Raw genomic sequence first — 20613 nt, 5'->3', positions numbered from 1 at the left:
CCTAACAAAGCCTCTGGACGTGCCGGTGGGTGATCAGGCAGACGGCGAGGCCGAGGAACGCTTCGTGGATGTCGTCGCGTCGTTCCCAGCGGAGGTTCTGGTCCAACTTCTGTGGTGTGCCTACTCCCTGTGACCGTGGACCTTGCTGGTAGGTCCCGCGAGATGTGACCGAGCACCGTACCTGCCCCGGTGGACAACTTCGATGCACAAACGGCGCCGAGGCCGGGCGCTCAAAGCGAGGAGGCCCAGGGGTCGTCCGACGGTTCGGGCTCTTCGGGGTGGAGCATGCAGCGAATACAGCGCCGGAGTCCCGGTTCACCGAATCCGGCGGCGGCGTTCATCCACGGCAGGACGTCCATGGCATGCGCGCGTTCGTCTGTGGCGAAAGTGTTGATGGTCTGGTGGAGGTCCTCGGGGACGGGTTCGTCCGTGAGGCAGAGCCAGCCGATCGCCGCAGCCAGGCGGACTTCGGGGGCCTCTGTCCAGTCTTGCCACCGCTCACGGAGCCACCGGACGGTCGGCGGATGTGCGTGGGCCCGGCTGGTCTCCGCGGCGGCGAGGAGCAAGGCGGCACGGACTATGGCGTCATGCTCCGTGACGAACCTGGCAGCGAGGTCGCTTCGGACCGTGTGGTCGGGGTCGGCGGCGGTGGCCAGAACGTAGGCGGCGTCGATGCGGATGGTGGGGTCGGAGTCGTTGAGAAGGGGCAGGAGCACGGGTGCTTTGGCGGTGATCGCGGCTCGGGCGGCGCTCACCGACCAGCCTGCCGGGTAGCCGGTCACCTCGACGCCGTAGTCGTCGTAGTCGTCGGGGGCGTGGTGCCGAGGATCGGTGCGGTGGAGAAGGAGTTCATCGCGGGAGGCGACGCCGAAGTGCCGGGCGCGGGCCGGGCTGGAGAGTACGCCGAGGGCGGCGGCACGGTGTGGGTGGTGGGCATCGGTGGCGATGGGGATCAGGAACGGTACGGCAAGGGCAACGGCGGCCCGGCTGTCGTTGGCACACAGGCCCCCCAGCACGTCCGTCGCGTGGCTTGCGGGATCCTCGCCGGTGTGCAGCAGCAGGTGAACGGCCTTCCGGGCATCGTCCCCGTAGGAATAGTTCCCCCACGGAACGGCGTCGAGAAGCAACCCGCTGTGGGCCCCGGACTGAATGCCGGCCACCACCGCCCGCACATCGAACGCGCCTCCCGCAAACGAGGCCAGATCCGCCCCGTCCACCAGCACCCCGCTCATCTCGAACGCCGGATCGGTCCGCCAATCCCTCACACCACACCCCCACCATCGAATCCCCAGAGCTCGATCCTGCCTTGCCCGCCCGCCCGCCCGTCCGCCCCCGCCGGTCGGCTGCCGGACATCCAGGGGCACATCCCGACACACTACGAAGCGCCGAGAACCCGGAAGGCACCTTTCTCAGGGCGAAATGCGGTCGGGCCAACCGGAATGCTCAGGGGCCACCTATCGCGTTCAGTCACACGAGATCGTCTGGAAACCGCCGGTGCCGGCCGCGTTTGGGCTGATGGTGCTGGGCTGTGGGCGAGGTATTGCTCCGGCTGGAAGAGCTGCTCTTCCTCGCGGATCCGGGGATCAGGGTGGAGTCGGTGCAGGATGACGGCGAGGTAATCCGAGTCGGTGTCAGATGCCGGACAGGCCGGGGCTCGGTGCCCAGGCTGCGCAAGCTGGTCCGGGCGGGTGCACGGCTCATACCTGCGGTTTCCCGCTGACCTTCCCGTGGCGGGACGGCGGGTGGTGCTGCGGCTTCGTGTCCGCCGCTTCACATGCGAAGACGTCTCCTGCGGGCGGCGGACGTTCGTTGAGCAGGTCGCGGGCCTGAGCCGGCGGCACAGCCAGCGGACCGAACGAATGCGGTCAGTCCTTGCCGAGGTCGGCCTCGCCCTGGCCGGTCGCGCCGGTGCCCGACTGGCCGATGTCTTCGGGGCGAGGGCCAGCCGGAACACGATCCTGCGGCTGATCGACGCCCTCCCGGAGCCCCAGTCACAGGTCCCGCGTGTGGTCGGCGTCGACGAGTACGCCATGCGCAAGGGCCGTGTCTACGGGACCGTGCTGGTCGACGTCGAGACCCGCAGGCCGGTGGACCTGCTGCCGGATCGCGGGGTGGGCACTGTCGCGGCCTGGCTGATCGAACATCCGGGGATCGAGGTCGTCTGCCGCGACCGCGCCCCGTTCTTCGCCGAGGGCGCCAGCATCGGGGCGCCCACGGCTGTTCAGGTCGCCGACCGGTTCCACCTCTGGCGCAACCTTGGCGAGGCAGCCGAGCGGTGCGTCTCCCGCCACCGCCCGTGCCTCCGCGCGACCTTCGCCGAGTCTGTGCCGGAGAAGGCTCCGACACCGGAACCGGCCGAGAGCGGGTCGCCATGGCCCACAGGGCACCGGTTCGCCGACCGCACCCGCGCCAAGCACGCCACTGTCCACGCGCTGCTGGCCGCTGGCCACAGTCGGCGCTCGATCCAGCGTCAGCTCGGCATGACCTATCGCACCGTCCAACGGCTGGCCGACGCCGCGAGGCCGGAAGACCTGTTCCAGGGGCAGTGGCAGAACCGCAGGACCAATCTCGACGACTTCAAGCCGTACCTGCACGAGCGATAGGCCCAGGGTTGCACGAACGCCTGGGCCCTCTGGGAAGAGATCAAGGCTCACGGCTACACGGGCGGCTACGGCGCCATCCGCGCCTACCTCCAGCCGTTCCGCACATCGCCGACCGCACCTGCAGCCCGTCCGCCGTCCCCACGCACGGTCACCGGCTGGATCCTGTCCCACCCCGACACCCTGCCGGAGAGCGAGCGCCTGAGGCTCAAAGCTGTCCTTGCCGGCTGCCCCGAACTGGATGCCCTCACCGGGCACGTCCGCGCGTTCGGGAAGATGCTCACCCAGCTCCAGGGCGACCAGCTCCCAGATCAAGGCGGTCCGCGCTGACGACCTGCCCAGCCTCCACACCTTCGTCAACGGCCTCGAACGCGATCTCGCCGCCGTGACTGCCGGTCTGACCCTGCCGTGGAGCTCGGGCGTCGTCGAAGGACACGTCAACCGGATCAAGATGTTCAAGCGACAGATGTACGGCCGGGCCGGCTTCGGTCTCCTGCGGAAACGAGTCCTGCTCGCCGCATGACGAGCGTCTGAACGCCCGATCCGAGCCACGCTTGACCATGACCTGCTCCGGGACGGTTGAATACCCAATGATCGATTGGATGCAGGTACTCGACCCCCTCGGGACTGCCGGCCGAGTGCCCGCCCTTCTGGACCAAGTGGAACATGATGAAGGCGCCGAGGCATGGGATCACCTTTGGGACGCACTGTGCCTCGAAGGAGAGACCGTGGTTCCGGCGAGCTTTGCCGCACTTCCACGGCTCGTGGCGCTTGGTCAGAGAAGTCCTGAAGCGCTGAGCCTGGCCGGGTCGATCATGCGCGGAGCCCTCCAGGAGCACGGTGCTGACGACCTGCTGCTGAAATGTACCGACGTGGTGGCCCTACTACGGAAGCTACTGGACCAACGACTGAAGTCGCGGCCGACCGGCTACCTCCATGCCTTCCGCGACCTGCTGGCAGCCAATGGCCAGTACCACTGGAGTGCCGTACTGAGTGACTTCACGGACGACTTCTACCACCTGCGCTGCCCATGCTGCGACGTAAAGGTGACCGTCGCCATCGGCGACTACGGTCGGTATTCGGCCATCCGGGACTGGCATGCCGGAGATACGGAAAAGCGCGAACTGAAGCCCGCTTCGCCCGAAGATCTCGTCGGCACCGGACGCTGGATGTACGACACGGCCGTCCGTGACGGCCAGGACTGGCTCGCCAAAGGGCTCACCTGCCTCTTCGGGCGAGCCGAGTGTCCTCGCTGTGCCAGCACATTCGACATCGCGGCGGAGTACACGGCTGCGAACCTCCCGTCTCCGGGAGAGTGATCACGGCAAACCCTCGCGGTGCAGGCTTACGACGGCACGCAGCGTTACCGCTCCACAGAAGTTGGACCAGACCCAGGTTTCACCAACGCAGCCATGCGGTGGACTGACCATGAAGATCCACCTTGCGGCCGACGACCGCTGCCGGCCACTGGCGTTCTACCTCACCGCCGGACAGGCCGGCGACGAACCCGCCTTCATGGAGGTGATGGCCCGCCTACGCGTGCCACGACGTCGTGGACGACCCCACACCAGGCCAGACGTGGTCCTGGCCGACAAGGCGTACTCCTCCCGCGCGATCCGGTCCACCTGCGCAGACGCGGTATTCGCGCGGTGATCCCGGAACGGGCTGACCAGCAAGCTAACCGGCGACGGCATGGACAGGCTGGCGGCAGACCGCCCGCCTTCGACCTGGAGATGTACAAGTAGCGCAACACCGTCAAGCGGTGCATCAACCGTCTCAAGCAGTGGCGCGGTATCGCCACCCGCTACGAAAAGACCGCGACCATCTACCTGGCTGGACTCTACATCGCGGGCATCTTCCTCTGGTCGGCTCGCTGGACCAGGTCAGCCGGCGGCCGTGTGATCATAGCAGGGCTTGGATGGCGTTGCGCTGCTCTGGCAGTCCGACTTCCCTGAGCCAGCGGAATTTGTTGCCAATGTTCCCCCAGCAGTTTTCATTGGCGGTGACGGCTTGCAGAAGTTCTCGTTGCGCGGCCGACAGTGGCAGGCCGGGGCTGTAGCCGGCGGGGAAGGCTTTGACGAGCAGCGGACCCCAGTCGCGGTCGACGGTGTAGTCGCTGGCGAGAGGTATCAGGGCCATGGCTGCCGGAGCCAGGTCCTCGAAGGCGTCGACGCGGTCAAGGACGGACTTCAGGATGGTGAAGCGGAGCCAGCCGTCGAATTGAGGGAGTGGGTCGGGGAACCAGTGGTCTGCCTCCACCGGGTTTTGCAGGGCTTCGAGCAGGACTGTGGTGGCGTGTGGCATGTGCGCGCATCCGGTTCCCAGAGCGGCACAGGTGCGCACGGCTGGATCAGGATCGTTGAGGAGGCCGGTGGTGTCTTGGCCCCAGGCGCCCAGGGCCAGAGCTGCGGAGGAGCGTTCTCGGCGGCTGCTGTCCGCTGCGAGAAGGCTCCGCAGGCGGTGGGCAGCGCGGGGGACGAGCTCCGTGAGGCCGGGAGCTTTGAGAAGCAGGGTGACCGCTCCGAGGGCTGCCTCCCGGGTGTCCGGATGAGGATCGTCGATGAACGGTTCGACCGCGTCGTAGAGCTCGCGTCGGATACTCCGGCATGCGTGGATCGCTTCGAGCTCGTCTTCGTCCTCGCCGCCGTGCTCATCCCCGTATTCGTCCTCGCTGCCGGGGTCCTCGCCGTAGGAGGCTGAGTTGACGATCTGGCCGAGCCAGTCGAGCAGCGCGGCCCGTAGGGGTCGGGTCCGGTCGTCCCAGGGAAAGAAGCTCTCGTGCTCGGCCAAGGTCCGGGGGTGGGTCAGGATCGCTGCGACGAACAGTGCGGCCGGCGCGGTAGAGCTGTACAGGGATCCTTGATGCAGCACGGACATGTCGAGCATTCCCAGTGCCTCAGCCTGCACCTCGGGATCCTCGTTCAGGAGTTGACACAGGTACGGCGGGGTGTCCTCGGCGCTCCCGTATGCGTGTTGCAGGGCGCCCCATTCGGTTTCCATGAGCAGCTCTCTGGCCGTCGAAGGCAGTCCAGACGAGATGGGTGCGCCACGTTCCTCGTGTTGATTTGTCACATGCACACCCTGCCGAACAGCACTGACAACAGCTCGCGCCGGGGTCCCCGCAGGCATGTCTCACCTGCTGCCGCCTTTGGGGGGTCTGTGAACCACTCTCCCCGAAAGTGCCAGGGTGACGGCTCGCTATCTGACAGATACTGGGCGCCGCAGTCGATGACAACCGCGATGCGCGGCGAGCAGCTGCTGACAGATGCCGCGCTTCTTTGGTGACAACCCGCGTGCTTCGCCCGGCTGAAGGCGCAGCTCAGCGGATGCCGACGGTGACAACTATCGTGCTTCGGCTCAACTGTGACTTAGCACTTCAGTTGGCCACTCCCGTCTACGGGGCGGCGCCTGGACGCCCGGACGCCATGACCTTCCGCGTCGCCGAAGCGGTCAGCCGCGGGCCGCTACGACGACGGGTGGTTCTCCGGGAGCAACTCGGCCACGACCCGCTCCGCCAGATCGCGTCGGCGAGCATCTCGGCCGTGCAGCCTTCCGAGGGCCGCCCGTTCGGTGATGACGGAGGCGCGTTCGCGGTGATGGCGTGCGCGTTGCTGGTTGGTGGTCAAGTGATATTTCGGCTGGTCAGGCCATACTGGGACAAGTCTTTGTGATCTAAGTCGCACGTGATTGACGTGCTCTCGTAACCGGGCCTTAACTCTCTGCATCCTGTGTGTTTTCTGTTTCTTGAGGGTGGATCTGTGAAGTTCCGGCGGGGTGGGGTGTCCGTGCTGCGGGCTCGAAGAACAAGAGCTGCGGTACTGGGGGCGTTGCCGCCTCTTTGGTGCTAACGGTGTTGCCCGTGCTGCCGGCACCGGGGGTCTCAGTCGGCAGGGCAGTTGCCGCAGACGCGGCCACCGGTGAGGTGGATGAAGCTGCCGCCCTGGCCCAGGCGAAGGCCTCCGGTGAGCAGGTCGAGGTGACGACGGCACGCAGCGAATACACCACGACGCATGCCAATCCCGATGGCACGCTGACGCTCACGCAGTCCACCACTCCGCAGAGGGTGAGGCAGCCCGACGGGATCTGGGGTGCGGTTGATCCCACGCTGGAGCGGCGTCCTGACGGGCGGGTGGCTCCCAAGGGTGCTGTGGTTGACGTGTCGTTCTCCGGCGGCGGCTCCGGCGCGGACATGCTCCGCCTGGGCAGGGACGGCCGCTCGGTCACCCTGGGCTGGACCGACAGCCTGCCGGAGCCTGTCCTGGACGGCGCCACGGCCACCTATCCAGATGTCTTCGATGGTGTGGACCTGCAGTTGACCGCCACGGCTGAGGGCTATCGCGAGGTCCTGGTCGTCAAGACGCCCGAGGCTGCGCACAACCCTGCGCTGGAACACCTCGTCATCACCGCTGACGGTGATGGGCTGAGGCTGGTTCCGGGCGCGGGTGGTGGTTTGCGGGCGCTCGACGAGGATGGCAACGCAATATTCCGCGGCCCGGCGGGACTGATGTGGGACTCCGCGGGGGACAGTCAGTCAGCCCCCCAGCCCCAGCTGATGACCGCCGCCACCTCTGACGCTGCTGCACTGGACGAGGCCGGTGACCCGGCGCAGCCCGGGGAAGGGGACGCGAGTGCGGTCCTGCCGGTGACGGTGGCGGACGGGTCCATTGCTGTTCGCCCCGACCTTCAGCTCCTGCGCGGCGCCGAGACGGTCTACCCCGTGTTCATCGACCCGCCGATGGGATTGGGTGCGCAGGAGCGCACCAAGATTTCATCTGACGGGGACAAGTTCTGGATGTTCGAAGGCGACAAGGGTGTCGGCAAGTGCGGCACCGCAGACGGCTACACCTGTGGTGGCGGCTACATCGACCGGATGTACTTCGAGTTCGCGCCGACTGCGCTGGCCGGCAAACACGTGCTGGACGCCACCTTCCGTGCGCGGGAGACGTGGTCGTTCAACTGCACCCCCTACACCGTGGACCTGAAACGCACCAACAACATCTCCGAGGCCACCAGCTGGCCGGGACCGGCCCAACTGGACCACTTGGGCGACCGCGCTGTGTCCGCCGGCCGCGCCGACCTGTGCTCACCGGACCAGCCCGATGCCTGGATCGAGTTCAATGACAACACCAGCGAGACCGACGAGAACCTCACCAGCACCGTCCGCTCCTTCGCGAACGGCTCCTTCAGCCGGCTGACGCTGATGCTGCGCGCCAACAACGAGAGTGAGCCGCGGGCCTGGAAGCGGTTCGACGACAACGCCGAACTGCAGGTCATTTACGCCTACAAGCCCGGCGTTCCGACCAACGTCGGAATCATCCCGGGCCTTGGCACGACCGCCTACTGCAATCCGTCTGCCGATCCAAGCATCGTCACCTTGGATGTCCCGACCATCCAGGCCCGGCTCCAGACGCAGGTCGGCTCGACTTCCGGTGCACTGTTGCGGGCTGAGTTTCTCTTGCAGCGCGGGGACGACGCACCCTGGCGCCAAGTCTGGTCTGGAAGTTCGCCCAGCACCGGGTGGCATGGGGACAACGACATCGAGCGGATGGAAACTCCCAAACTCGTCGACGGCGGTTTCTATCGCCTGAAGGCGCGTACCCGGTCGCACTGGACCCTCAACACAGTGCCTGACGACCTGTGGTCCCCCTACAACAGCTCTTGGTGCTACTTCAAGCTGGACTCCGCGGCGCCGAAGGAGCCCCGTATAGCGACTCTTTCGCCCTACACCCTGTGCTCCGCGGATGTCTGCGAGGGCAAGGGCGGTCCGGGTGTGCCTGGCTCCTTCACCTTTGAGCCGAACACCGCCGACATCAAGGACGGCAAGACCGACGTCACCGCGTACGAGTGGAACCTGCTGTACGCCAAGCCCAAGCAGGTCTCCTCAAACGGGGCTTTGAAGACGACGGTGAGCGATGTCGTCCCTCCGCTGGCCGGCACGACCGTACTGTCGGTGCGGGCGAAGGATGTCCACAACCGGTGGGGAGCGTACAAGGAGTTCGCCTTCAAAGTGGCGCCCGCGCAGGGCACGGTGGGCCGGTGGCACCTCAACGGCAGCGGGACTGACACTCCCGACACGGGTGCCCCGCATACGGCGACGCCGGCCGGAACCAGAATCGAATGGTCGGATAAGGCACGCCGTGGTGAAGGTGACAAGTCGCTGGGCCTGAATGCAGGTACGACGGATCCCGCACAACAGACCAGCTACGCGGCGACGGCCGCCCCCGTGTTCAACACCCAGGAGTCCTTCACTATCTCCACCTGGGTGCAGCTGAGCGACGCCTCCACCAACCGGGTCATGCTGTCCGCACCCGGTACGAACGGCAGCGCCTTTGCCCTTTACTACTCCAGCGCTCTGAAAAAGTGGGTGTTCAACCGCACCGACAAGGACGTGGCCAGCCCGGTCCACATCCGCTCGGTCGCCGATACCGACAGGCCGCCGCTGAACGTATGGACTCACCTGGCGGGCGTGTTCAAGACCGAGGGTGGCGACAACCTCCCCGACACCGACCCGTCCAACGACACCATCCAGCTGTTCATCAACGGCCGCCCTCAGGGCCAGCCGGTCGTCCTGTCCCAGGCCGCCCCCACCTACACCCCGTGGACGGCGACCGGCGGCCTGCAGTTCGGCCGCTTCAAGGCCGCAGGCACCTACAGCTCCTACCACGTCGGCCTGCTGGACGAAGTTGCTGCGTGGCAGCGAGCGCTGACCGAGCCGGAACTCGCCAAAGAGACACGAGTGCTTGAAGACGAGGTGCCCGCCAACGAACTGGTCGCTGACTGGAACGCCACCACCTCTCAGGGCACCCAGATCACCAATGACACGCCGTACCCCGTACCGGCCATGACAGTGTCCGGAACAACGATCGGCGAGGAAGACGACGCGCTGCTCCTGGACGGTACGGCCCATGCCGCAGCGACGGGACCGGTGGTCGACGAGACAGGTTCCTTCACCGTCTCCGCCGACGTCCGCCTGAATACCGACCAGCTCGCGAGCAAGCCGCTCGGATACCGGGCCCAGGTGGCAGGGCAGACCATGGGCGGCGAATCTTCCTGGGGGTTGTCGGTAGTCAAGCGTGAGGGCGACGCGGGACCCATCTACCTGTGGGAGTTCGCCCGCACCGCGGTGGGCCCGGACGGAACAGTCACCCAGAGCACCGTCGTACCGGCCAGTTACGAGGCAGAGGTCGGCACCAGGGTGACCCTCACCGGAGTCTTCGACGCACAGGCCCACCCCGACACCGGCGACGGCGATCTGGACCTGTACGTCGGCGAAGAGCCTCAGCCCCAAGAAGCGGGCACCTTCACCGCCCCGCAGCAGGGCAGCGGTGAGCTGAGCTGGGGCCGCGGAACCGCCGCCAACAGCACCGCCCACTACTTCACCGGCGCCTTGGAGCGTCTGCGTGTCTGGACCGGCGCCATGACAGCCGACCAGATCGGATCGCAGGTCATGGCACCCGGCATCACCGGCTAACCGCCTCTTCTCTTACCGCTTGCTGGGCGGTCGGCAGGCATGACGCCCGAGCCCGCCCAGCAGGCCCACTTCCTCCGTGCGCTCCATGTACGGCGCTTTCACCCCTGTTGTCCACGGCCCGGCATGACGCTGCCTGGCCCTACTCAGGAAGACATCACGTGAAACACTTCGGCACCCCATGGCCCGGTCCGGGCCGCGGAGGCGGAAGCACAGGCCGCTGGACCAGACGCCTCGCCACCCTCACCGGGCTGGCGATGCTCCCGGGCCTGCTCACCCCCGTCGCCTTCGGCGCCACGCCCGATCCACTCGGGGCTCCCACGCTGGAGACGCCTCGTTCGGCGAAGGTCCGCCCGTTCACCGCCAAAGGGAACGACAAGCCCTCGCAGGCGGACCGTAAGGCGGCCCAACGCGCCCGCCACGACCAGCAGCACCCGACCACATGGCCCACGGCAGGCACCGCCATCTTGCCTGTCGGCCGAGGCGCGACGTCCGAGAAGAAGGCGGGCAGCCTGCCCGTCACAGCCACCGCAACTGGCAAGGACCGGTCGGCGAAGTCCCTCACCCTTGAGGTCCTGGACCGCAAGGAGGCGACCCGACTCGGCGTCAAGGGCGTCGTGCTGAAGGTCGCCGCCCCCGCCGGTGGCACAGCCCGCCTGAGTGTCGACTACTCCGCCTTCGCCTCCGCCTACGGCGGTGACTGGGCCGGACGACTGCAGTTGTTCCGTCTGCCCGACTGCGCCGACGGCACCCCAGACAAGCACGGGTGCCGCACCCGCACTGAGCTCGATTCCCGAAACCACCGCACCCAGCAGAACGTATCCGCCCCGCTGAGCCTGCCAGCCAGCGGCGCGCCGATGATGCTGGCGCTCGCCGCGGGTACGCAGTCGGGTGCCGGCGACTACAAGGCGACACCGCTGTCTTCCTCTTCCACCTGGGAAGCAGGCGGCGCCTCGGGCACCTTCACCTGGTCCTACCCCCTGAGGGTCCCGCCGGCCGCAGCCGGCCCGAAGCCAGACCTGGCCCTGTCCTACAATTCGGGCAGCATCGACGGGCGCACCGCCAGTACCAACAACCAGGGCAGCCAGGTCGGTGAGGGCTTCGATCTGACCTCCTCCTACATCGAGCGTAAGTACGGCTCCTGCGACGACGACGGTCAGAGCGACAAGTTCGACTTGTGCTGGAAGTATGACAACGCTTCCCTCGTTCTCAACGGCAAGGCCACCGAACTCGTCAAGGACGACACCAGCGGAAAGTGGCGGCTGCAGAACGACGACGCCTCCACCGTCACACGCTCCTCCGGCGCGGACAACGGTGACGACAACGGCGAGCACTGGACCGTCACCACTGGAGACGGCACCAAGTACGTCTTCGGCCTGAACAAACTCGACGGCGCCAGTGCGGAGGACCGCACGAACTCCGTGTGGACGGTTCCGGTCTTCGGCGACGACGAAGGCGAACCCGGATACGACGACGGAACCACCTTCTCCGGCCGGGCCAAGACCCAGGCCTGGCGGTGGAACCTCGACTACGTCGAAGACACCCACGCCAACGCCAGCACCTACTGGTACACCGCAGAGACCAACCACTACGACAAGCTCGGCGACGACACGACCGGCACCGAGTACGTACGCGGCGGCTACCTGAAGGAGATCCGCTACGGTCAGCGCGCCAGCACCCTCTTCACCGCCAGCCCGGCCGCCTCGAACAAGGTCGTCTTCGGCCACGAGGAGCGCTGCCTGGCCACCGGCACCGGCTGCGACACACTTACCGAAGACACCCGCGACAATTGGCCCGACGTACCCTTCGATGCGGTGTGCAAGGCCGACATCAAGTGCACCGGCAACACCGGGCCCACCTTCTTCACCCGCAAGCGCCTGACCGGCATCACCACCTATGCCTGGAACGCTGCCGCCGCGACCCCGGCCTACGAGCCGGTGGACGCCTGGACGCTCAAGCATCTCTACCTCGATCCCGGCGACACGGGCGACTCCAGCGACCAGTCGCTGTGGCTGGACGAGATCCGGCACATCGGCAAGCGCGGCACCGACCTCTCCCTGAACGCGGTGCAGTTCGGGCACGAGATGCTGGCCAACCGCGCGGACGGCCCCGACAACATCCTGCCGCTGCACAAGCCCCGCCTGAAGACCGTCACCTCGGAAGCAGGCGCCAAGACGACCGTCACCTACCTGCCCGCCGACTGCGCGTACGGGCAGACCATGCCCACGGTCGACACCAACACCAAGCGCTGCTACCCGGTGTACTGGTCACCCAATGGTGAGAAGGAACCCCTTCTGGACTGGTTCCAGAAGTACCCGGTCAGCGCCGTGTCCGTCAGCGACCCCACGGGCGGCGGCCTGGCCGTTGCGCACTCCTACCAGTACTCCTCGACCGGTGGTGCTTGGCACTACAACGAGGACCCGCTGACCCCGGCCAAGGAACGCACCTGGTCCATCTGGCGTGGCTACGAGCGTGTCACCCATCTCACCGGCGTCTCCACCGGAACCCAGAGCAAGACCGTCACCGTTTTCATGCGGGGAATGCACGGCGACCGCGTCCTCGGCCCCGACGGGAAAACCCCTGATCCGACCGCCCGCAAGAGCGTCACGGTCACCGGCGTCCGGGCGGCCGCGATCAATGACCTGGACCAGTACGCCGGATTCACCCGCGAAACCGTCACCTACAACGGCAGCAGCGAAGTCTCCGGCACCATCAACAATCCCTGGTCCAAGCTCACGGCCACCCAGCACAAGTCGTACGCGGACATCGAGTCCTATTACGTGCGGACCTCAGCCACCCACGCCCGCACCAAGATCACCAGCGGTATCAGCCCGCTCGATCGCGTCCGCACCGTCAGAACGACCTACGACGACTACGGCATGGCTGCCACCGTCGATGACGAAGGCGACCGAGCCGTCACCGGCGACGAGAAGTGCACCCGCACCTGGTACGCCCGCAACGATGACGCAGGCATCAACAACCTCGTCTCCCGAAGCCGCACCGTCGCCAAGCCATGCGCGACCGCCGATACGAGCCTGGACCTGCCTGCGGATTCCAGCCGCCCCGGCGACGTCATATCCGACACCGCCATCGTCTACGACAACCCCACCGCCACCACCTGGTCCGCCACCCAGACGCCCACCAAGCGCGACGCGACCTGGACCGGGCGCGCCAAGGCCTACGACACCACCGACGCACCACTGTGGCAGAAGGTCGCCACCACCACCTACGACACCCTCGGCCGCACCTCGATCGTCAAGGACACCAACGACAACCTGGTCTCCAAGACCACCTACACCCCTGCGGCCGCAGGACCACTGACCGCCACAGACGTAGAGAACGTCAAGCTGCACAAGACGACCACCCAGGTCGACTTCGCCACAGGCGCAGCCACGAAGGTCATCGACCCGAACAACATGGTCACCCAGTCCGAATACGACAGCCTCGGACGCCTGACCAAGGTCTGGCTGCCCAACCGCTCCAAGTCCCTTGGCGCAACTCCCAACTACGTCTACGCCTACAACATCAGCAACACAGACATGTCCTGGGTGTCCACCGGCACCCTCAACAACAACGCATCCGGCTACAACACCAGCTACGCCTTCTACGACTCCCAGCTCAGGCCCCGCCAGACCCAGTCGCCCACACCTGCGGCCGAGGGCGGCCGCATCATCACCGTGACCCGCTACGACACGCGGGGAATGGCCTACAGCCAGCACGGCGACATCTACGACAGCACCTCGCCGCCCACTGCGACCCCCGTCGAAGTCTCCGGCGGACAGGCCCCCATCCAGACGGACACCACCTTCGACGGCGCTGGCCGGCCCACCGAGACCGTGACCAAGGCGCACGGCGTCACCCGCTGGACGACCACCACCACCTACACCGGCGACACGGTCACCAGCAGCGCCCCCGACGGCGGACAGGCCACCGCAGTGGTCACCAACGCCCTAGGCCAGACAGCCGAGCGCCGCGAATACGCAGGCCCGCAGCCGACCGGCACCGACTACACCACCACCCGCTTCACCTACCACCCGGCCGGCCAGCAGGACACCATCACCGGGCCCGACCAGACCGAATGGACCTACGCATACGACCTGTTCGGCCGCCAGGTCGAATCCATCGACCCGGACAAGGGCAAGAGCACCACCAATTACAACGAACTCGACCAGACCGTCAGCACCACCGCCAACGACGACAGCACCAAGAAACTGCTGTACGGCTACGACGAGCTCGGCCGCAAGACAGGCATGTGGCAGACCGACAAAACGGAGGCTAACAAGCTCGCCGCCTGGACCTTCGACACCGCCACCCGGGGTAAGGGCAAGCCCTACGAAAGCGTCCGCTACGACGGGGGCGCGATCACCACAGGCAAGGCCTACACCAAGCGCACCACCACCTACGACCAACTCGGCAACGCCACCGCCAGCCAACTCGCCCTGCCCGAAGGCGACGCGTTCCGCAGCGCTGGAGTACCCTCAACGCTCTCGCTGAGCGCCGCGTACCGGCCCGACGGCACAGTCGCCCAGACGGGGTCCCCCGCTGTCGGCGGCCTCCCGTCCGAAATCGTCTCCTACACCTACAACGCCACCGGACAGCAGCTCACCTCCACGGGAACCACCGGCTACCTGCACGGCGCCGCCTTCTCACCACAAGGTGACCTGCGACAGCTCCAACTCGGCACCAGCTCCACCAAGAAGGCCTACCTCAACTGGGAATACGAGCCCGGCACCAGGCGCCTGACCCGCGCCTACGTCACCGACGACGTCAACACCTACATGGCGCAGGAGCTCAAGTACACCCAGGACGACGCTGGCAATGTCAACTCCGTCTTCGACGCCACCACCCAAGGTGGTAACACGAAGGCTGACTACCAGTGCTTCACCTACGACGGCTACAGCCGCCTCACCGAAGCCTGGACCCCCAAGACCGCGGACTGCGCAACCGCCGGTCGCTCGATAGCCAACATCGACGGCGCAGCCCCCTACTGGACGACCTACGCCTACACCCAGGCCGGCCAGCGCCAGAGCGAAACGCAGCACACAACCGCAGGCGTCCAAACCACCACCTACACCTACAACGACACGACAGACAACAAACCCCACACCCTCGACAAGACCACCGGCTCCCGCAGCGGCACCTACCGCTACGACAACGCCGGTAACACCACTTCCCGCCCGGGCGCAACGGGCCAGCAGACGCTCGCCTGGAACACCGAAGGCAGACTCACCACGCTCACCGAGGGCGCTAAGGAGACCGGCTACCTCTACGACGCGGACGGTGAACTACTCATCCGCCGCGCCAAGGGTGACGGCGACGCCATCCTCTATCTCGGAGGCGGCAACGAAGTACGCCTCACCACCAAGGGCGCCACAAAGACACTCAGCGGCACCCGCTACTACACCGCGAACGGCCAGAACATCGCCGTCCGCACAGCGACCAGCGGAGTAGCAGGCACGAAGCTGAGCTTCCTCGCCGGCGACCACCACGGAACGTCGAGCATCGCTCTGGAGGCCAGCACCTACGCGGTCACCAAGCGCTACACGTCGCCCTTCGGCAGCACTCGAGGAACCAGGGCGACCGGCTGGCCCGACGACAAGGCCTTCCTTGGCGCACCTGCCGACGAATCGACCGGCCTCACGCACATAGGTGCCCGCGAGTACGACCCGCAGATCGGCCAGTTCGTCAGCGTCGACCCTCTTCTGCAACTCACAATCCCGCAGACCCTCAACGGCTACTCGTACGCTGCCCAGAACCCCGTCACCGATTCCGATGCCAGCGGACTGGGTATCCCAGAATGCCATTCAGGAGTCTTCGATCACTGCAACAACGGAGTGCCGACTTCAGACTCCAATTACCATCCCGAGCGTGGTGAAGACTCAGCACCCGTCACCTGGGAAACAGAGGGCAGCACCGGGGTCGACTTCGACCAGGATGGTGCCGTATCCCTACTTCCGGGCGTAGTCATCGTTGATGACATGTCAGCCGAGCGGCAGTTCATCCAAGCCTTCTATCAGCACCTAAACGGCCTCACCGAGTACGGGATCGAATTCTGGGCCGAAAACCAGGATATACCGTACGTTGATGCGGAAATCAAAAATGCGCTGCTCAGGGCTTGCGATAAAACGGGTTGCCCCTCGGAGCGCAGCTATTGGTTTTCTTGGGGGGTCGCGAACCTCGGGGCGGCATTGTCCGAAGGTGCGCGGGGGCCGGGCATCCGAGGCGGCCGCGGAAAGAGCCCTAGCGGCTGCAAGTGTTTCCTCGCAGGAACCGACGTCCTGATGGCCGACGGAACCACCAAGGACATCGAGGACGTCGAACTCGGAGACAAGGTCTTGGCCGCCGACCCAGAGACCGGGGAAGCCGGCTCACGCGAGGTCACCCGGCTCATTGTCACCGAGGATGACAAGCACTCAACGAGCTGTCCATCGCGACAGACACCGGCATCGAGAAGCTGACAGCGACACACGAGCACCCCTTCTGGTCACCGTCCGAGAACGAGTGGGTCGAAACGGGCGATCTCCAACCCGGCATGCTCCTACTCACCGACGACGGTGACACCGTCGTGGTCACGGGCAACCGCAGCTACACGCAGCATGCGATCACCTATAACCTCACCGTCGATGACCTGCACACGTACTATGTGCTGGCAGGCGAGACGCCGGTACTCGTTCACAACAGCGACTGCCCTCTGTACACGGTGGGCGGGCCGAGGGTTCGCCCGGGGAAAGATATCGATGTGGATGCGGATGGCTTCGTCAATGGGCCCACTGCTGAGCAACTGAAAGCTCTGGACGTGCAGGGGCTCTCGACGTTCGATTCGGTGGAGAACGCCAGCCGTATCGGACTGAAGGGGCAGGTTCGTACCCCTACGGGCCCACTTCCCGACGGGTTGGGTGTTATCGCCGACGGTAGAGGGGTCGGAGGTCCCCGCGCACTTGGTCACCACACCATCTACCCAACGCGTCGCATGTCGTTCGACGAGTATGTAGGGCTTATCCAAGGGATGAACTGGCAGAACATAGGAAAGAAGCTATGAGTCCAGAAATAGATGCCCTGGGTATGGAGGAATGGCGTGCCTTGGTGGCAGCCGAACAAGAGGTCGCTCGATGTCGCGCCGAGGTGAACCAGTTGCCCTCGCGCGTGGGTTTGCTGGCGAAGGCACTTTCAAGCAGTTCGGCGTGGGATCGGTCTGCCGCTCTGGATTTCCTCCATCTCTTCCCTGAGGACGTTCCGAAGCTGCTCGATCTGCTGGTTGACCTTTCCTTGTCGACTGGTTGGGTGCTGCCCGCCCGTGAGGCGATCCGGGCAGCTCGGAAAGAAATTGATCCATCGAAATTCGCGCGGGTAGCCCTGGAGCGCCTATCTGGTGGTGAAGTCGAAGACTATCTCGGGCTGGCTGACGTACTGGCCGAGGTTGAAGCGTGGGAAGCTCTGAGTGCCGTGATTGGCGAAGCTGCCAAGAGTGGCGACCCTGAAATCCAGGAAGTTTCTCGCAGTTTCACTGAAAGCCACGGCGGCATGTTGCCTTGATTGGCGAGTAGCCTTCGTTGGTGAAAATAGGCCGAGCCCCCTGTCCCCCGAATTTTTGCCCTGGTGAAATTTGGGTATACGACGGGTGTAGGTCTGCAAACCCGAAGCCCCGTCAGGTGTCCTGGCGGGGCTTCGGCACGGGGTGACGGCAGTAGTTACGGCAACGTCAGCGGACGAGGGTGGCGGTTCGTCGCCGTCGGAGCGCGCCGTCTTGGTGTTCTCCGGGCTGCCGAGTGCGGTGATGAGGGTGGCGCGTCCTGCGAGTTGGGCGCCGCGGGTGCCGGTGAAGAGGGGGGTGTCGGTGACGTTGATGCCGGCGTAGACGAAGGTGGCCCGGAGGCGTTCGGTGAGGTCTTTGAGCAGGTCGGCGGCTTGGGCGCCGGTGGTGGTGCGGGGGCTGAGGCGGTGGATTTCGTCGATGAGGACGAGTTGGACGTGAACAGCGCGATCGATCGCATCCGGACGGGCGGTGTCGTGGGGCGGGCGGTCGTCACCTACTGATGTCGGGGACGGGTTCCGGTATGGGCGCCGCAGTACAGCATGTGCCCTGGGTCGGCTGGTCCTCCTTGGAGGGCCAGCCGACAGGTCAGGTATTCTCCTCCGCGTACCGGTACGTCATGTGCCGCCGCCACTCGGGCAGCCCGTGGATGTCGTCGAACCACTCCTCGTCCGCGACGGCCGAGTCGATCGCAGCCCGCAGCCCGAGCGCGCTCGGCGGCAGCGGGAACCACAGCCGCACGGGCCGGACCGTCGACGCGGTGACCGTGAGAGCGAACGAACCGTCAAGCGGGTCCAAGGTGCCGATGACGAGCACGCCGGAGCGGCCCAGTCCGTAAAGCTACGCCTGCCGGAACGCAGTACGGCAGGCCAGGGCGCGAGCGGGCAGCGTGACCGACCGCAACAGCTCGCCCTCCGCCAGGTCCTTGCGCCCCGCGCCGGTCACGAAATCGACCACGCGCGTGCGACGACGCACGCCCTCCTGGGCAGACAGCAGACACTCGCCGTCGAGCGCAGCGGTGAGGGAGATCATCGGCCCGGCCGGCAGGCCGTTGCAGAGATTGCCGCCCACGGTGGCCATGTTCCAGATTTTGAACGAAGCCAGGAACGCCCGGCAGCACTGTTCGAACAGGGGCGCCGCCTCCGCCGTAAGACCTCTAGCGAACCGGGACAGCTGCGCGATGGTGCACGTGGCTGCGATCTCCAGCGAGCCGTCCCGGCCCAGGGCTACGGGCGCCCAGCCGGTCCGGCTCAGGTCCACCAGGCGCCGCAGGTGAGGCTGCGGCTCGGAGAACAGATATGTCCCGCCGCCCAGCCAGGCGTCGCCGGGCCGCCAGGGCGCGGGCACCCGGGCATCGCGGATCTCCACCACCGTGTTCAGGTCCATGACCCTCAGTGAAGCAACGTGGACCGGCCCCGGACGACTGGTTCACGACACGGAAACACCGACTTTCCCGACGCGGATACTGGAGCATCAACCAAGAGGCATATCGCTCCCTTGATCTGGCACTTACCATGCAGAAACCCGTAGTCACCTGGTTAATGCGGGAACTCCGGACGGCATGCGATGGAAGGCCGGAACCGGTGGTCGCACAAGGAGCCGAGACACATGCACGTCGAACATCTCCTCAGGGACGAGACCCTCGGTCTGCGCCCGCTGTGGGCCGAAGACGGCCTGCTGCGGCGGGAGATCAGCGGCGTGACGGTCACCGACCTGGAAGACCCTGCCCGCTTCGTACGGCCCGGCGAGGTCGTCCTCAGTGGTCTGGTGTGGTGGACGCCCCAAGGCGGGAGAGACAAGGCGGAACGCTTCGTCTCCGCCCTGCGGGCCGCGGACGCCGCAGTCCTGCTCGCCGGCGAGGAGACCCATGGCTCGGTCCCGGACGACCTGATCAAGGCCTGCGCCCGGCATCACATCCCGGTGGCCGCCGTTCCGGCCCACGTCATGTTCCGGGCCATCACCGACAAGGTGTACCTCCAGCAGTGGGGGGACCTGAGCCGCCACCACGCCCTGCCCGAGAACGCCCGCGCACGCCTGAGCCGCCTCGCCGGGCAGGACGCGGGCCCGCAGGCGATTGCCGACGCCGCCTTCGCCCACCTGGGACGGTCGGCCGCCGTCTACGTCCTCACCGCAACCGGCCGCAGGGTCGCCGCCACGCACGCCGCGCCCCTCGTCCCCGCACCCGCGGCAGCCGCCCTGCTCATCGACGGCACCGGCACGACAGCCCCGGTCGACGCCGACGACGCCACCACACCCTACGAACGCTGGCACCTCTATCTGCCCGACCCGGACATCGCGCCGCCCCGCATGCTGCACGAGGTCGCCGCGGTCCTGGGCCGCTGCCAGAAGGCACAGGTCCGGCGCCGGGCCGCCGCCCGCCAGGCAGCGGACGAACTCGGAGCACTACTCGCCCAGGCGGGGACGGAGAGTACCGCCTTGGCGGCCGCACTGCGGGCATGCGGACTGCATCCGGCCGAAGGCCCGTACCGCGTGATCACCGCAGGTACGGGCGCCGGGCAAGACGGACTCACCGAGGGCGCGCTGGCCGAGGCCGTGGCGCATGTAGAGGGCGAGGGGTCAGCCTTGGGGCGGCTTCCGGACGGAACAGCCTTCGCCGTCGTCGGCGGCGCCGCTGACGACCTGCGCGACGTCTGGACCCTCGTCGCCGGATGCGAGCCGTCCCTGCCGCTCCACGGAGGTGCCGGATCACCGGCCGTCGACCCCGAAGGGCTGGTCGGAGCCTTGGCCGAGGCCCGTTACGCCCTCGCTTCAGCACGGAGCACGGCTCCTGACACCTCACTTCTCACCGACGCCACCACCTTCACAAGCCTCGACGCCCTGCTGAGCGGCTTGCCCACCGGAGTCCGCACCGCCTACAGCCGATCCGTCCTCGGACTTCTCTTCGACACCACGAACCCCTCAGCCGCGCCCCTGCTGCACACTCTGCGGACCTTCCTCGCTTGCGACGGCTCATGGGCCCGCACCGCCGAGGCGCTGCACGTGCACGTCAACAC

General features: G+C 66.5%; 9 protein-coding genes and 5 pseudogenes. 9 read left to right on the top strand and 5 right to left on the bottom strand.

Annotated elements, in window-relative coordinates:
- Nucleotide 1: 1 nt before the first annotated feature.
- Both ACZ7LV_RS26825 and ACZ7LV_RS26820 read right to left on the bottom strand, forming a co-directional pair.
- Nucleotides 2–94: pseudogene (locus tag ACZ7LV_RS26825) on the bottom strand (IS5/IS1182 family transposase); the annotation flags it as partial.
- 136 nt (nucleotides 95–230) lie between these two features.
- On the bottom strand, nucleotides 231–1364 hold the full coding sequence (locus ACZ7LV_RS26820; protein WP_471942869.1) for a hypothetical protein: 1134 nt from the start codon (nucleotides 1362–1364) through the stop codon (nucleotides 231–233).
- Nucleotides 1365–1628: 264 nt separating this feature from the next.
- Between ACZ7LV_RS26820 and ACZ7LV_RS26815 the strand changes: the two are divergent.
- The 3 genes and pseudogenes from ACZ7LV_RS26815 to ACZ7LV_RS26805 all read left to right on the top strand — a co-directional run.
- Nucleotides 1629–3111: pseudogene (locus ACZ7LV_RS26815) on the top strand (hypothetical protein); the annotation flags it as partial.
- 91 nt (nucleotides 3112–3202) lie between these two features.
- Nucleotides 3203–3919 carry a hypothetical protein gene (locus ACZ7LV_RS26810; RefSeq protein ID WP_471942867.1) on the top strand — a complete coding sequence of 239 codons (717 nt, stop codon included), beginning with the start codon at nucleotides 3203–3205 and terminating at the stop codon, nucleotides 3917–3919.
- Between the two features lie 97 nt (nucleotides 3920–4016).
- Nucleotides 4017–4555 (top strand): annotated as a pseudogene (locus tag ACZ7LV_RS26805) (IS5 family transposase); the annotation flags it as partial.
- Here ACZ7LV_RS26805 and ACZ7LV_RS26800 read toward each other — a convergent pair.
- Nucleotides 4503–5600, bottom strand: coding sequence for a HEAT repeat domain-containing protein (locus ACZ7LV_RS26800; RefSeq protein ID WP_471942865.1), 1098 nt, complete (start codon nucleotides 5598–5600; stop codon nucleotides 4503–4505). The pseudogene ACZ7LV_RS26805 and the gene ACZ7LV_RS26800 sit on opposite strands and share 53 nt — an antisense overlap.
- A 425-nt stretch (nucleotides 5601–6025) precedes the next feature.
- On the opposite strand from ACZ7LV_RS26800, the gene ACZ7LV_RS26795 reads away from it, so the two are divergent.
- From ACZ7LV_RS26795 to ACZ7LV_RS26775, 5 genes are all read left to right on the top strand, one after another.
- Entirely contained in the window at nucleotides 6026–6271 is a 246-nt protein-coding gene (locus tag ACZ7LV_RS26795; RefSeq protein ID WP_471942863.1) for a hypothetical protein, read from the top strand.
- A gap of 188 nt (nucleotides 6272–6459) precedes the next feature.
- On the top strand, nucleotides 6460–10071 hold the full coding sequence (locus ACZ7LV_RS26790; protein ID WP_471942861.1) for a laminin G domain-containing protein: 3612 nt from the start codon (nucleotides 6460–6462) through the stop codon (nucleotides 10069–10071).
- Between the two features lie 158 nt (nucleotides 10072–10229).
- Nucleotides 10230–16526: an RHS repeat-associated core domain-containing protein gene (locus ACZ7LV_RS26785; RefSeq protein ID WP_471942859.1), complete on the top strand. Its 6297-nt coding sequence runs from the start codon at nucleotides 10230–10232 to the stop codon at nucleotides 16524–16526.
- Nucleotides 16490–17107 carry a polymorphic toxin-type HINT domain-containing protein gene (locus ACZ7LV_RS26780; protein ID WP_471943200.1) on the top strand — a complete coding sequence of 206 codons (618 nt, stop codon included), beginning with the start codon at nucleotides 16490–16492 and terminating at the stop codon, nucleotides 17105–17107. Before ACZ7LV_RS26785 ends, ACZ7LV_RS26780 begins: the two co-directional genes overlap by 37 nt.
- Entirely contained in the window at nucleotides 17104–17601 is a 498-nt protein-coding gene (locus ACZ7LV_RS26775; RefSeq protein WP_471942858.1) for a hypothetical protein, read from the top strand. The genes ACZ7LV_RS26780 and ACZ7LV_RS26775 overlap by 4 nt, the downstream gene beginning before the upstream one ends.
- Before the next feature lie 189 nt (nucleotides 17602–17790).
- Here ACZ7LV_RS26775 and ACZ7LV_RS26770 read toward each other — a convergent pair.
- A pseudogene (locus ACZ7LV_RS26770) lies at nucleotides 17791–18042 on the bottom strand (TniB family NTP-binding protein); the annotation flags it as partial.
- A 145-nt stretch (nucleotides 18043–18187) separates the two neighbouring features.
- Nucleotides 18188–18985: pseudogene (locus tag ACZ7LV_RS26765) on the bottom strand (FAD binding domain-containing protein).
- Nucleotides 18986–19207: 222 nt separating this feature from the next.
- Here ACZ7LV_RS26765 and ACZ7LV_RS26760 point away from each other — a divergent pair.
- Nucleotides 19208–20613, top strand: a 1406-nt coding sequence (locus ACZ7LV_RS26760) for a PucR family transcriptional regulator (RefSeq protein WP_471942856.1), incomplete at its 3' end; no start/stop codon positions are given.

Source organism: Streptomyces sp. NPDC107562, assembly GCF_055657325.1.
The sequence above is the reverse complement of the archived record's forward strand: the minus strand, read 5'-3'. Positions and strand labels throughout refer to the sequence as shown.

What these genes read in the sequence shown, in the direction of transcription:
- ACZ7LV_RS26810 (WP_471942867.1), top strand. Translation starts at nt 3,203, where the DNA reads ATGCAGGTACTCGACCCCCTCGGGACTGCCGGCCGAGTGCCCGCCCTT.
- ACZ7LV_RS26800 (WP_471942865.1), bottom strand. Translation starts at nt 5,600, where the DNA reads ATGGAAACCGAATGGGGCGCCCTGCAACACGCATACGGGAGCGCCGAG.
- ACZ7LV_RS26795 (WP_471942863.1), top strand. Translation starts at nt 6,026, where the DNA reads ATGACCTTCCGCGTCGCCGAAGCGGTCAGCCGCGGGCCGCTACGACGA.
- ACZ7LV_RS26775 (WP_471942858.1), top strand. Translation starts at nt 17,104, where the DNA reads ATGAGTCCAGAAATAGATGCCCTGGGTATGGAGGAATGGCGTGCCTTG.